The organism is Methylorubrum podarium, assembly GCF_040270385.1.
Taxonomy (GTDB): domain Bacteria; phylum Pseudomonadota; class Alphaproteobacteria; order Rhizobiales; family Beijerinckiaceae; genus Methylobacterium; species Methylobacterium podarium.
This window is the reverse complement of the sequence record NZ_JBELQE010000105.1, coordinates 91,418-104,388: the sequence shown is the minus strand read 5'-3', so window position 1 is coordinate 104,388 and position 12,971 is coordinate 91,418. Positions and strand designations below refer to the sequence as shown.

Here is a 12,971-nt window from a genome sequence, read left to right as displayed (position 1 = left end):
CGGTGCGGACGGGGTCGGCGGGCTTGGCGGCGATGGCGGGATCGGTGCGCGGCTGGGTCTGATCGTTGAACTGGCCCACCGGCGAGGGCTGCTGCGCGAGCGCCGCGCCCGCCCCGGCAAGGCTCCCCCCGGCAAGGCTCGCCGCCAGAAGCGCGCCGGCCGCCCATCCACGATGTCGTCCCCGCTGTTCGGAACGGGTCGTCCCCGGTTCCTTCCCGTATCCACCGCCGTGCATCACGTCATCCCCTTGACTTTACCCGTTGCGATCAAAACTTCGCTGACCTTTGGCGACCCTGGATTGCGCATCGCACAATCCGATCGCTTATCCGGCTCACGATGCTGCCGCACGCCTCGCAAGTGCCGTGCAACAGCCATTGTCCGATTTCTGGTTTTTGGCGGAACCCCCGGCAGGCTCGGGCCGCAGCCTTCGTGCCGTTCGATTCTTTAGCAATGTGATCAAAGCTCGCGCTTTTGCGTATTTTTTGATCACATATGGCTTGCTGTACTAGGCTGGCACTGAAGATCCCATACGGTCAACTGCGAATTTGGACTTTTTGGATTTTGCGGCATCAGGCTTGCAAGCGGGCCACGATGCGGGCGGAAGCGGGCAAAACGCGTCGTCGCCATTGCCTCAGAGAAAAAAAGTGTCCCCAAAGGAAATGTCCTCTTGACGCGCCGCGAAAGAGCGCCGTAGCGTTTCCTTGTAAGAAACAAGATTTACTTCTTGAGCAAAGAGCCGAGTATCCGCTCAAAAATCAGGCAATTGCACAGCAAATAAGGGGATCGACATGGACCTCACGCGTCGGAAGCTATTGAAGCAGTCTTCGCTCGCCGCGGCAGCGATCGCCGCGCCGCATCTCTGGCTGCCGACGGCCCGTGAGGCCTGGGGCGCGACGCTCAAGAAGGGGGAGCCGATCAAGGTCGGCCTGCTGTTCTCCCTCACCGGCCAGCTCGCGGTGCCGGAGGAAGATTCCACGCTCGTGATGCAGTACGCCATCGACGAGATCAACAAGAGCGGCGGTATCGCCGGGCATCAGATCCAGCCGGTGATCGTCGATGCCAAGTCGGACTTCAACGTCTACTCGGAGAAGGCCAAGGAACTCATCATCCGCGAGAAGGTGATCGCGCTGTTCGGCTGCTACACCTCGGCGAGCCGCAAGGCGATCCTGCCGGTGGTGATGTCGCAGAACAGCCTGCTCTACTACCCGACCTGCTACGAGGGTGCGGAATGCACCCAGAACACGATCTGCACGGGTCCGCTGGCCAACCAGCACTCGAAGGACCTGATCCCCTACATGGTCAAGAACTTCGGCAAGAAGGTCTTCTTCGTCGGCTCGAACTACGTCTGGCCGAAGGAGTCGAACAAGAACGCCAAGATCTGGCTCCAGGAGGCCGGCGGCGAGCTGGTCGGCGAGGAGTACATCCCGCTCGGCAGCTCCGAGTTCGGGCCCGTCCTCGGCAAGATCCGCGACGCCAAGCCGAACTTCATCTTCTCGACCGTGGTCGGCGCCTCCGACATCGCCTTCCACAAGCAGTTCAAGCAGGAGGGCTTCAAGGTCGATTCGATGCCGATCGCCTCGCTCACCACCGGTGAGATCGAGACCAAGGCGATGGGCGCCGAGTTCGGCGCCGGGCACTTCCTCTCGGCGCCCTACTTCCAGTCGCTCGAAAATCCGACCAACCAGAAGTTCGTCGAGAACTTCCTCAAAAGCAAGTACGGCAAGAACGGCTCCACCCACTACAACATGGAGGAGACCTACCTGTCGGCCTACGTGTTCAAGGCCGGGCTCGAAGCCGCGCTGAAGAAGACCGGCAACATCGAGGAGGTTACCTCGCGCATGATCCGCGACGTCAGCGGCGGCGTGCGGGTGGAGGACAACATTTCGCCGGAAGGCCTGATCTGGATCGACGGCGACAACTTCAATTCCTGGCTCAAGCCCAAGATCGGCCAGTGCCAGGCGGACGGCAGCTTCAAGATCGTCTCGGAAGCTAAGGAGCACGTCGCGCCCGATCCCTACTCGATCTACCCGAATGCCGGGAAATGCACCGCCACGGGCCTCGTCGCCCCCGACGGCAAGAGCCGCAAGAACGTGATCTGACGCGTCCCCGCCCAACCGCTCCGGCCGCGCTTCCGCGCGGCCGGGCCTCGCATTCACAGTGCCTCACAAAACTCCCGGTCACTGGCCGTTCTCCCTCTGGCGAGGGAAGTGCCGCGGCAGTTTTGTGAGAGACCCGCACGGAGGTCCCGTGACGTCCCTCGACATCGCACCCTTTGCCAACGCCCTGGTGCTGGGCCTGAGCATCGCCAGCATCTGGCTCATCGCCGCGATCGGTCTCACGATCATCTACGGCACCGTCGGGGTCATCAACATGGCCCACGGCGAGTTCATCATGCTGGGCGCCTACACCTCCTACGCCCTGCAGAGCTCCCTCGGCCTGCCGTTCCTGCTCTGCCTGCCCGCCTCCTTCGCCGTGGTGGCGCTGATCGGGCTCGTCATCGAGCGCGGGCTGATCCGCTACCTCTACAACCGCCCGCTCGACACGCTGCTCGCCACCTGGGGCGTGTCGCTGGTGCTGATGCAGGGCGTGCGGCTGATCTTCGGCTCGGACCCGAAATACATCGCCGTGCCCGAAATCTTCCAGAGCAACGTCGAGGTGGGCTTCGCCAGCCTGTCGGTGTTCCGCCTCGTGGTGCTCGCCATCACCGCGCTCATCGTCGCGGCCACCGCTTGGCTGTTCTACCGCACCCGCTTCGGCATGCAGGTCCGCGCGGTGATGCAGAACAAGGAGATGGCCGCCTCCTTCGGCATCAACGCCGACCGGGTCTACATGACGACCTTCGCGCTGGGCGCGGGCCTCGCGGGGGTCGCCGGCTCTCTCTTCGGCGTGCTCGCCATCGTGCTGCCGACCATGGGCACGGCCTACGTGGTGCAGGCCTTCCTCGTGGTGGTGGTCGGCGGCGGCACGCTGATGGGCAGCGTCGCGGCGGCGGGGCTGACGGGCGAACTCCAGTCGGTCTTCGCCTTCGTCACCAACGACACCTTCGCGCGCTTCCTCCTCTACGTGCTGATCGTCGTGTTCCTGCGCTTCCGCCCGCGCGGCCTGTTCGCCGTCGCCAAAGGCCGCCGCTGACACCGTCAGCGTCGGCCGTCCCGTCCCAGCCCGTCAGAAGAGTCTCACCCGCAGATGACGACGCGCAACCTCTATCACAGCAAGCCGGCGCAATGGGCGGTCTACGGACTGTTCTTCGTCGCCATCGCCCTGATCCCGGCCTTCGTCTCCGACGGCTTCCTGCTCAACCAGTTCGCCGTCTACGGCATCTACGGGATGCTCGCCCTCTCGATCAGCCTGTGCTGGGGGTTCGGCGGCATCCTCAATCTCGGCCAGGGCATCGCCTTCGGGCTCGCGGCCTACGGCATGGCCATGACCATGCAGATGCAGTCGCAGGATCCGGACTCGAACCCGATCCCGCCCTTCATGCTCAACAACAGCCTGGAGCACCTGCCCTGGTTCTGGCAGCCGTTCTGGAGCACCGGCGGCGGCATCCTCCTGGCGCTCGTCGTGCCGACGTTGTTCTACGTCGTGTTCGGCACGCTGATGTTCCGCGCCCGGGTCTCGGGGCCGTTCTTCGCGATCATGTCGCTGGCGATGCTCTCCGCCTTCGCCACGCTGATCCTCGACATGCAGCCCTACACCAACGGCGCCAACGGCATCTCGCCGCCCTCGCCCCTCAGCGTGTTCGGCACCGACATCGACCCCTACAGCCCGACCGCCTACTGGATCGTCTGCGGCCTGCTCATCGTCACGACGGTCGGCGCCAAGCTGCTGACCCAGAGCAAGTTCGGCCTCGTCGTCCAGGCCCTGCGCGGCGACCCCGAGCGGGTGCGCTTCCTCGGCTACAACGTCGCCCTCTACGAGACCTGCATCTACGCGATCTCCGGCTTCATCGCCGCGCTCGCCGGCTGCCTGTGGGTGATGCTGATCCAGTACGTCTCGCCGGCCCAGCTCGACACCACCTTCAGCATCGGCATGGTGATCTGGGCCGGGATCGGCGGGCGCCTGTCGCTGCTCGGGGCGATCCTCGGCGCCTTCCTGATCCAGGGCGGCCAGAGCTATCTCGGCGACCAGTTCCTCGCGACCTGGCTCCTCGTCCTCGGCGCCTTCTTCATCGTGGTCGTGCGCTTCCTGCCCAAGGGATTGGCGGGGCTTCTCGAAAAGGTGCTCGGCGCGCTGGCGCGCCAGCCGGGCAAGCATGCGCGGCCCGACCTGCGGGATGCGATCTCCGGCGCCCCGGCGGCGGGCGAGTAAGGGAGGGGGCGATGGGCGTTCTCGAAATCCGCGACCTGCACAAGAGCTTCGGCGGCACCAAGGTCATCAACGGCTTCAGCCTCGATGTGACCGAACTGACCCTGTGCTGCCTCGTCGGCCCCAACGGGGCCGGCAAGACCACCACCATGGACCTCATCACCGGCCGGCAGAAGCCGACCTCCGGCTCCATCGTCCTGCGCGGCGACGACATCACGTCCTTGAGCGAGCACGAGATCGCCCAGCGCGGCATCGGGCGCAAATTCCAGGTGCCGGCGGTGTTCCGCGAGCTGAGCGTGCGCCAGAACTTCGAGGTGGCCTATAGCCGGGAGGTCAACCCGTTCCGCAACATGCTGCGGCGGCGGCCCGCCGGCTTCTCGGCCAAGCTCGACGAGGTGGCGACCCTGACCGGCCTCAAAGACCGTCTCGAGGTCGAAGCCGGCTTCCTCTCCCACGGCGAGACGCAGTGGCTCGAGATCGGCATGGTGCTGATGCAGAACCCGGCGATCCTGCTGCTGGACGAGCCGGTCGCGGGCATGACCGAGTCCGAGATCGAGAAGACCATCGTCTTCCTCAACGAACTCAAGCGAACCAACACCCTGATCGTGGTCGAGCACGACATGGGCTTCGTCCGGCAGATCGCCGACGTGGTCACGGTGATGCACATGGGCGCCTTCCTGGCGCAGGGAAAGCTCAGCGACATCGAGAACGACCCGCGGGTGCGCGAGGTCTATCTCGGCGAGCCGGAGGTCTGATGATGTTGCTCGATCTCGACCGCGTGACCTCCTACTACGGCAAGACGCCGATCCTGAAGGAGATCGGCCTCGGGCTGCCCGAGGGGCAGTGCCTGTGCGTGCTCGGCCGCAACGGCGTCGGCAAGACCACGCTGCTGCGCACCATCATGGGCCTGACCGACCGCACCTCCGGCGAGATCCGGATCGACGGCGCGTCCGTCGGCAAGGCGCCGACCCATGTGCGGGCGAAGTACGGCCTCGGCTACATCCCGCAAGGACGCCAGATCCTGCCGCACTTCACGGTCAAGGAGAACATCCTGCTCGGCACCTTCGCCCGCACCGACGGGCGCCAGGACGTGCCGGAACTCTGCCTCACGCTGTTCCCCTACCTCGCGCAGAACCTGCACCGGAAGGCGGGCCTGCTCTCGGGCGGCCAGCAGCAGCAGCTCGCCATCGCGCGGGCGCTCGCCACCAACCCGCGCATCCTCCTCCTCGACGAGCCGACCGAGGGCATCCAGCCCAACATCGTCGCCGAGATCGGCCAGACCTTGGGGCGGCTCAACAAGGAATTCGGCATCACGCTGATCCTCACCGAGCAGCACATCAAGGTGGCGCGCAAGCTCGGCGACGCTTTCCTGATGATGGAGAACGGCCGCATCGTTGCCCGCGGGCCGATCGCCGAGATGACCGACGAACTGATCGAGCGGCACATGACGATCTGAGCCCTCGGACACGCCGTCATGGCGAGGCCATCCGGGGCGCCGCTCCTTCCGGAAAGGCCGCGCCGCCGGATCGCTTCGCCGACGCTCGCGATGACGGCAGAAATGTCCAAGATCAGCGTAAAAAACGTTTCCTCACAAGAAATCTCTGCTTGACCCGCAGTCTCGAACAGAACTAAACTCGACTAGTAAATAAGAGCGACGTATTCGGATCGATGTTTCCGAATACTATGGGCGATTTTGCCCACATCTCAACTTCTCAGCGGAGCATGGCCGCTCCGCCGGCACGGGCCGCCCGCCGGATTGAACCGGCGGTGCAGGCGAGCCCGCAACCATCTCCGGCCGCAACGGCGCGGCCCGGATCACGAGGAGCGACGACGATGGAACCGATCCCGAGGAAGGGCACGCCCGAGCGCCAGCGCCTGATCGACGCGCACAAGGCCTGCATGGATTCGATGAAGGGGGTCGCCGGCAACACGGTGCTGCTGTGCGAGACGCCGGGCGACACCACGGTGGTGACGGGCGGCGTCCATGCCGATCCGGTGCTCAAGCGGGTGCTGCTGCGCATGCGCGGCCAGAGCCCGAAGGGCAAGCTGATCGTGATCTGCACCAAGGTCGATGCCGAGTGGCGCATCGCCCGCCTCTCCGGCATCCGCGGCGTGCCCCCCGAATTCGTCGGCGACACGATCTACACCGACGAGCAGGAGATTCAGCACGACATCTTCCTGATGCGCCTCGACGAGCTCTCCGACAGCTACGGCTTCCCGGAGGACTATCACGAGGGCTGGAAGCGCAAGGACGACAACTGGCCGATCACCTGAGCCGGCAAAACTCCGAGACCCAGTCGATCAGCGGGAGGCCGCGGACGCCTCCCGGCGCCCCCTCGCGCAAGGACGCGCGGAACGGATGCGGCGCGCACCAACGACGATGCCCGAAGGATTGACCCGATGACCACAATGAGGCTGACCGGTTACGCCGACAAGTTCGGCGTGCATCCCGGCGATACGATCCAGTTCTACGTCAATTGCGACGGTCCGTCCGAGTACAAGGTCGAGATCGTCCAGATGATCAACGGCGACACCAACCCGCGCGGCCCCGGCTACATCGACAAGCCGGTCGAGGCGGCGGTCAATGGCAGCTATACGGGCCGCAAGCAGATCATCCACGGCGGCTCCTACGCCTACGTGGCCGATGCCAAGCCGTTCCACGTCGAGAGCTTCACGCTCCAGTGCTGGATCTGGCCGACCGCGCCCAAGACCCATCCGCGCTACTGGAAGCACGGGCCGCAGGGGCTCGTCACCAAGTGGTCGAACGAGTGCGGCTACGGCCTCTTCATCAACGAGGAGGGCTGCCTCGAACTGCGCATCAACGAGCACCGGATCACCACCGGCGTGCCGATCCGCGACCATGCCTGGCACTTCTGCGCCGCGACCTTCGACGCCGCCACCGGCCTCGTGACGCTGATCCACGAGCCGCAGGTCGTCTACGCCCTCGATCCCGAGATCGCCCCGGTCGAGGCGAGCCTGAAGGTGGCCATCGCCCACGCCCCGGTCCCGGTGGCGCTCGGCGCCTATGTCGAGCGGCTGGCGCCCGAGGATCCGCTCGCCGCCTCCTCGAAGCCCGCGGGCGTGGTCTTTGCCGGCAAATACAACGGCAAGCTCGACAGCCCGCGCATCTGCAGCCGGGCGCTCTCGCGCGCCGAGATCGAGATGATGAAGGCCGGCGCCCAGCCCGGCCTGACCGAGCGCCGCAACGCCGGACCGACCGGCAAGCTCTCCGAGTGCATCGTCGCCGCCTGGAACTTCTCCGTCGGGATCGACACTCTGACGGCCAAGGACGAGGGCCCCTATCGCTTCGATGCGACCCTGGTGAACTGCCCCAATCGCGGCATGACCGGCTACAACTGGTCGGGCCAGAACTTCGACTGGAAGCACGCGCCGCAGGAATACGGCGCCATCAGCTTCCACGACGACGACGTGGACGACGCCCGCTGGGTCTCCGACTTCGCTTGGGTCCTGCCGGAGACCGGCGTGAAGAGCCGCTTCTACGCCGCCAAGCTGACCACGGCCGAGGGCGACGAGGAGTTCATCCCGTTCTGGGTGGTGCCGCGCATCGGCCAGGAGACCGCCAAGATCGCGGTGATGGTGCCGACCATCAGCTACATGGCCTATGCCAACGAGCACGTGGCCTGCAACGCCGGCGGCGCGGAGCTGTTCGTTTACCGCGTGCCGATCATGCAGCAGCAGAACATGTTCCTGTCCGAGCACCGCGAGTACGGCGGCTCGATCTACGACACCCATACCGACGGCACCGGCATCTCGATCTCGTCGCGCCTGCGGCCGATCCTGTCGATCCGGCCGAAATACGACCACTTCCTCGCCCAGGCGCCGTGGCAATACCCGGCCGACCTCCACCTGATCTACTGGCTGGAGACGATGGGCTACGAGTACGACGTCTTCACCGACGAGGACATCACCTACGACGGGCTCGCGAGGATCGAGAACTACAACGTCATCATCACCGGCTCGCATCCGGAGCACAATTCCGGCACCCAGCTCGACGCGCTCCACAACTACACCCAGCGCGGCGGCCGGCTGATGTATATGGGCGCCGACGCGTGGTACTGGGTCCACTCGTATCACCCGGGCTACGAGGACAAGGGCCGCGGCGTCGTCACCGAGATGCGCCGCTGCGAATCCGGCATCCGCACCTGGCGGGCCGATCCGGGCGAGTACTACCACCAGGGCACGGGCGAACTCGGCGGCATGTGGCGCTTCCGCGGGCGCTACCTGCATTCGGTGGCCGGCGTCGGCATGTCGTCGGAAGGCTTCGACGTGTCGAGCTATTTCTCGCGCACGCCGGACAGCCTTGATACCCGTGTGTCGTGGGCCTTCGAGGGCATCGATTACGACGAAAAACTCGGCAATTTCGGCCTCGTCGGCGGCGGCGCGGCGGGTCTCGAACTCGACATCGTCGACACGATGCTGGGCTCGCCCCCGCACACCCTCACGGTGGCGACCTCGGCCGGGCGGCACACGGAGGCCTACCTCCTCGTCATGGAGGATTTCGGCTTCAACCAGCAGGGCCTCGACGGCACCACCCACCCGCGGGTGCGCGGCGACATCGCCTATCACGAGACGCCGAACGGCGGCGCCTGCTTCGCCTTCTCGTCGATCGCCTATTGCGGCTCGCTGCCGTGGAACAACTGCGACAACAACATCTCGCGGCTGACCAAGAACGTGCTCGACCGCTTCGCGATGGACGGGCCGCTGCCGGCCGCGCCGGAGAGCGCGATCAAGCATCGCGGCCGGGCCGATTACGATCCGACGCCGATGGAGCACCGCAGCCGCAAGGAGCGCGGCGAGCCGCTGCCCGCCTGACGACCCGACGGCTCCCGCCACGGCGGGAGCTGCATCCGACGCTCCGTCCTCGCCTTCCTCGGGCGGAGCCGCGGTGGCAGCGCCCGTCAGCCCCCCAAGGCGCTGCCACCGCCCCCTTTCCGGTAGAAGTGAGAGGCGTTCATGGTCCTCGCCGCGTCCGCCGGCTTCGTGCCGGACCGCCCCGATCTCGGCCACCGGGCCGAGGGGGTCGATCTCGCCGACCCCGCCTTCTTCGCGGACAGCCTCGATCCGGGCGCGCCGCGCCTGCTGCCCCCGGCCGCCTACCGCGCCCTCGCCTTCGCGGAACTTGAGGACGACGCGGTCTGGACCTGTTCCTGGCTCACCATCGGCCTCGGCGCCGAGATTTCCTCGCCCGGCGACCTCCTGCCCTTCACCGCCGGCCATCACGGCCTCCACGTCCAGCGCGAGGGCGACGGCGGCCTCGTCGGGCGCTTCAACAAGGCCCAGCACGGCGGCTGCCGCGCGGTGCCGCTGCAATGCCGGACCGGCACCAAGACCCGCTGCTCCTTCACCGCCTGCGGCTACAGCCGCGACGGCACCGTCCTGCCGGCAGGGAGGGACGGGCCGACACCGGCGATGCACCAGTATCTCGGCCTGCGCCCGGAGCGGCTGCTGCCGGTCGCCGTCCGCGCCTGGGGGCCGCTGGTGCGGATCAACCTCGACCCTGGTGCCGTGCCGCCCGAAGCCCCGCCCGAGGGGCTGGCCGCCCTCGCCGCCGAGACCCGGCGGGCGGAGTTTGCCTGCAACTGGAAGCTCGCGCTCCAGGCGCTGGCCGAGGGCGAGCGCTTCTCGGAAACCTCCGACAGCCTGCATCTGACCGGCCGCCTCGCGACCGGAGAGGCCGCGGCGATCGCCGTCCACTTCCCCAACCTCGTCCTGATCGAGGCGCGCGGGAAGACCTGCGCGGTGATGCTCCAGCCGACGGCGCTCGGGCAGACGCTGCTGCGGATCGGGCTGCTCGGCTCGGACGACGCGGAGCCGGCCGATCGCGAAACCTCTCGGGAATCCTCCTGGGAAGCCTCCTGGGAAGCCTCCTGGATCGCGTGGCAGGCGGAGATCGCCGCCCGGATGGCGCCGGCCGTAGCGGCGCAGGCGGCTCTCTCCGGGGCGGCCAACGCCGCCGGCCTGTGGCTGCAGCAGCGCATCGCCGCCCGCGTGCGGGCACGGCCCGCGATCACCGACACCCAACCCCTCTTCGCCACGGCCCAGGGCCGCGGCTGCTGATCGTTCCGGGAGACGCCTCATGAGCCTTGCCGCCCAGCCTCTCGCCGCCGCCCCCGTCCTCGCCGACGGCGTCGCGGCGTTCCAGGCCCGCGCCTACGACCGGGCGCTCGCCGTGTTCCGTCCGCTCGCCGAGGCGGGCGACCCGGAGGCGCAGGCGTGGCTCGGCGCGCTTTACGCCGCCGGGGCCGGACTCCCCGCCTCCCTGCCGAAGGCCTTCGAATGGTATCGCCGCGCCGCCGAGCAGGGCCACGGCCCGGCCGCGACCAATGTCGGGGCGATGCTGGCCATGGGCCAGGGCGTGGCGCAGGACCGGACCGAGGGCGCGCGCTGGCTGGAACGGGCGGCCGCCGGCGGCGACGTGATGGCGGCCTACAACCTCGCCACCCTCCTGGCGAAGGGCGACGGACTGCCCGCGGACCCGGCACGGGCCGCCGAACTCTACCGGAGCGCGGCTGAGGCCGGGCACTACCCGTCCCAGGCCCGGCTCGGCCATCTCTACGCCCACGGGATCGGGGTGGCGCGCGACCGGGTCGAGGCCTTCGCCTGGCTCTCGCTCGCCGCCGGGCACGGCGTCGGCACGGCGCTCAACGCGCTCGAAGAGGTCATCAAGGAGATGTCGGCCGAGGAGAAGCGCGAGGGCGCCGCCCGGGCGCAGGCCCGGCGCACCGAGCCCGGCCGCATCGCGCCGATCCCCGCGTGAGGGCGGCGCCGATGGCCGCCTACAGCGTGCAGCAGATCAAGTTCGAGTTCATCAGCTACGTGAAGGAGTTCGGCGCCGATTTCTCCGCCTGGTCGGTGGGCGTGGCGGAGGACGCGCCCGCCGCCCTGTTCCGCGAGCACGGAGTCGACGAGGCCCGCGACATCTGGCTGTGGAAGCCGGCCGTCTCGCCCGCCGCCGCGGCGATGGTGCGCGACTGGATCTGCGGACGCCAGGGCGCCGCGGCGCTGGCGGGCGAGGGGCGGCAGGTCTTCCTGTTCCGGCGCAGATCAAAGGGGGCATCCCGAGGCGAAGGGGAGGGGCATAACCTCGGCAGCGTGACCGTGTGAGAGGCTGCTTCGGGTGGGAAGCAGGCCTTTGGCCGAGCAACTCCATGGGACTGCATCGCCGTCGGAAGCAGGCGCTCGTCATAATCACGCCCAAAGTCCACCGAGCCACCTAAAATATATCTAAGGTTGTATTTCGATCAATGACACTTCCAAAAGTTATGACGGACCTTTCGATGGATTTTAGCTTTGCTCTTAGCATGTAATCGCGGCCAAGGTGACAAATTTTTCCAAATATAACTGTATTTGATCTTATGTTGTAGTTGCAGGGATGCGTCAGGATTAGCGTCACGACCCCAAGCTATTCGCAATAATTCCTACTTGTTGCGGAGATTTCCTATGAGAGCACTGGTCTGGCACGGCACTGAGGACATTCGCTGCGATACGGTCCCCGACCCCAAGATCGAGGACGAGCGCGACGCGATCATCAAGGTGACTACGTGCGCGATCTGCGGGTCTGACCTGCACCTCTACGATCACGTCATGCCCGGCATGGAGAAGGGCGATGTGATGGGCCACGAGTTCATGGGCGAAGTCGTCGAGGTGGGCAAAGGGATCAACGGCGCTCTCAGGAAAGGTGAGCGTATCGTTGTGCCGTTCACGATCATCTGTGGCGAGTGCGACCAGTGCAAGCGCGGCTTCTTCTCCGTCTGCGAACGCTCGAATCGCAACAAGGATGTCGCCGACAAGGTCTTCGGCCACACCACGGCGGGCCTGTTCGGCTACACCCACCTCACCGGTGGCTACCAGGGTGGACAAGCCGAGTACGTCCGCGTGCCGTTTGCCGACAAGACCCACATCAAGGTTCCGGAGAACCTGAGCGACGAGCAGGTGCTGTTCCTCGGCGATATCTTCCCGACCGGCTGGCAGGCGGCGGTACAAGCCGACATTCAGCCCACCGATACGGTTGCGATCTGGGGGGCTGGACCGGTCGGCCAGATGACGTTGCGCTCCGCGCTCCTTCTCGGGGCCAAGCAGGTCGTCTGCATCGATAGCGTGCCCGAGCGCCTCGAGATGGCACGGGCGGGTGGGGCCGTCACGATCGACAACGCGCAGGAAAGCGTGGTCGAGCGCCTCAACGAGTTGACCGACGGCAAGGGTCCGGAGAAATGCATCGATGCCGTCGGCATGGAGGCACATTCGCCGCGCGCGCTGGAACACGCCTACGACCGATTGAAGCAGGCCGTGATGCTGGAGAGCGACCGCGCCGCAGTGCTGCGCGAGATGATCTATGTGTGCCGTCCCGCAGGCATCCTCTCGATCCCTGGTGTCTACGGCGGTCTCGTTGACAAGCTGCCGATGGGAGCCTTGATGAACAAGGGGCTAACCATCCGCACGGGGCAGACCCACGTGAACCGATGGACGGATGACCTCGTCAAGCGCATCGACGACGGGCAGATCGACCCCTCCTTCGTCATCACCCACCGGGTCGGGCTCGATCAAGGGCCCGAGATGTACAAGACCTTCCGCGACAAGAAGGACAACTGCATCAAGGTTGTGATTCGACCCTGATCGACTCCGTCGCTCGCGGCGCTGCGGCGGGC

At 66.5% G+C, this 12,971-nt stretch carries 11 protein-coding genes and 1 pseudogene; 11 read left to right on the top strand and 1 reads right to left on the bottom strand.

The annotated features are described in order from the left end of the window. A pseudogene (locus ABS772_RS20965) lies at nucleotides 1-235 on the bottom strand (carbohydrate porin); the annotation flags it as partial. A gap of 553 nt (nucleotides 236-788) precedes the next feature. Here ABS772_RS20965 and ABS772_RS20960 point away from each other — a divergent pair. The 11 genes from ABS772_RS20960 to ABS772_RS20910 all read left to right on the top strand — a co-directional run bounded on the left by ABS772_RS20960 (nucleotide 789) and on the right by ABS772_RS20910 (nucleotide 12,939). Beyond that, nucleotides 789-2,099 (top strand): transporter substrate-binding domain-containing protein, encoded by a 1,311-nt coding sequence (locus ABS772_RS20960; protein ID WP_350396667.1) that lies wholly within the window; start codon nucleotides 789-791, stop codon nucleotides 2,097-2,099. Between the two features lie 148 nt (nucleotides 2,100-2,247). Beyond that, the gene (gene urtB / locus ABS772_RS20955; RefSeq protein WP_238255606.1) at nucleotides 2,248-3,132 is read left to right on the top strand and encodes an urea ABC transporter permease subunit UrtB; all 885 of its coding nucleotides are present in this window, start codon (nucleotides 2,248-2,250) and stop codon (nucleotides 3,130-3,132) included. A gap of 54 nt (nucleotides 3,133-3,186) precedes the next feature. After that, the gene (urtC, locus tag ABS772_RS20950; RefSeq protein ID WP_350396666.1) at nucleotides 3,187-4,308 is read left to right on the top strand and encodes an urea ABC transporter permease subunit UrtC; all 1,122 of its coding nucleotides are present in this window, start codon (nucleotides 3,187-3,189) and stop codon (nucleotides 4,306-4,308) included. An 11-nt stretch (nucleotides 4,309-4,319) separates the two neighbouring features. Further along, complete coding sequence (urtD, locus tag ABS772_RS20945) at nucleotides 4,320-5,060, top strand: urea ABC transporter ATP-binding protein UrtD (protein ID WP_108939158.1); 741 nt, start codon at nucleotides 4,320-4,322, stop codon at nucleotides 5,058-5,060. A 2-nt stretch (nucleotides 5,061-5,062) separates the two neighbouring features. Continuing rightward, on the top strand, nucleotides 5,063-5,761 hold the full coding sequence (gene urtE, locus ABS772_RS20940) for an urea ABC transporter ATP-binding subunit UrtE (protein ID WP_238255613.1): 699 nt from the start codon (nucleotides 5,063-5,065) through the stop codon (nucleotides 5,759-5,761). A 377-nt stretch (nucleotides 5,762-6,138) separates the two neighbouring features. Further along, entirely contained in the window at nucleotides 6,139-6,579 is a 441-nt protein-coding gene (locus ABS772_RS20935; RefSeq protein WP_350396665.1) for a N,N-dimethylformamidase, small subunit, read from the top strand. Nucleotides 6,580-6,705: 126 nt separating this feature from the next. After that, on the top strand, nucleotides 6,706-9,138 hold the full coding sequence (locus ABS772_RS20930; protein WP_350396664.1) for a N,N-dimethylformamidase beta subunit family domain-containing protein: 2,433 nt from the start codon (nucleotides 6,706-6,708) through the stop codon (nucleotides 9,136-9,138). Between the two features lie 141 nt (nucleotides 9,139-9,279). Then, the gene (locus tag ABS772_RS20925) at nucleotides 9,280-10,383 is read left to right on the top strand and encodes a hypothetical protein (protein WP_350396663.1); all 1,104 of its coding nucleotides are present in this window, start codon (nucleotides 9,280-9,282) and stop codon (nucleotides 10,381-10,383) included. Nucleotides 10,384-10,402: 19 nt separating this feature from the next. After that, a complete protein-coding gene (locus tag ABS772_RS20920; protein WP_350396662.1) occupies nucleotides 10,403-11,083 on the top strand; it encodes a tetratricopeptide repeat protein in 681 nt (226 codons plus the stop codon). Nucleotides 11,084-11,094: 11 nt separating this feature from the next. Further along, entirely contained in the window at nucleotides 11,095-11,430 is a 336-nt protein-coding gene (locus tag ABS772_RS20915) for a hypothetical protein (protein WP_350396661.1), read from the top strand. Between the two features lie 336 nt (nucleotides 11,431-11,766). Further along, nucleotides 11,767-12,939: a zinc-dependent alcohol dehydrogenase gene (locus ABS772_RS20910; protein WP_350396660.1), complete on the top strand. Its 1,173-nt coding sequence runs from the start codon at nucleotides 11,767-11,769 to the stop codon at nucleotides 12,937-12,939. The last annotated feature ends 32 nt before the right edge of the window (nucleotides 12,940-12,971 follow it).

Excerpts from the sequence above, each read along its gene's own strand:
- ABS772_RS20960 (WP_350396667.1), top strand. The coding sequence starts at position 789 with ATGGACCTCACGCGTCGGAAGCTATTGAAGCAGTCTTCGCTCGCCGCG.
- urtC (WP_350396666.1), top strand. The coding sequence starts at position 3,187 with ATGACGACGCGCAACCTCTATCACAGCAAGCCGGCGCAATGGGCGGTC.
- urtD (WP_108939158.1), top strand. The coding sequence starts at position 4,320 with ATGGGCGTTCTCGAAATCCGCGACCTGCACAAGAGCTTCGGCGGCACC.
- urtE (WP_238255613.1), top strand. The coding sequence starts at position 5,063 with ATGTTGCTCGATCTCGACCGCGTGACCTCCTACTACGGCAAGACGCCG.
- ABS772_RS20935 (WP_350396665.1), top strand. The coding sequence starts at position 6,139 with ATGGAACCGATCCCGAGGAAGGGCACGCCCGAGCGCCAGCGCCTGATC.
- ABS772_RS20930 (WP_350396664.1), top strand. The coding sequence starts at position 6,706 with ATGACCACAATGAGGCTGACCGGTTACGCCGACAAGTTCGGCGTGCAT.
- ABS772_RS20925 (WP_350396663.1), top strand. The coding sequence starts at position 9,280 with ATGGTCCTCGCCGCGTCCGCCGGCTTCGTGCCGGACCGCCCCGATCTC.
- ABS772_RS20920 (WP_350396662.1), top strand. The coding sequence starts at position 10,403 with ATGAGCCTTGCCGCCCAGCCTCTCGCCGCCGCCCCCGTCCTCGCCGAC.
- ABS772_RS20915 (WP_350396661.1), top strand. The coding sequence starts at position 11,095 with ATGGCCGCCTACAGCGTGCAGCAGATCAAGTTCGAGTTCATCAGCTAC.
- ABS772_RS20910 (WP_350396660.1), top strand. The coding sequence starts at position 11,767 with ATGAGAGCACTGGTCTGGCACGGCACTGAGGACATTCGCTGCGATACG.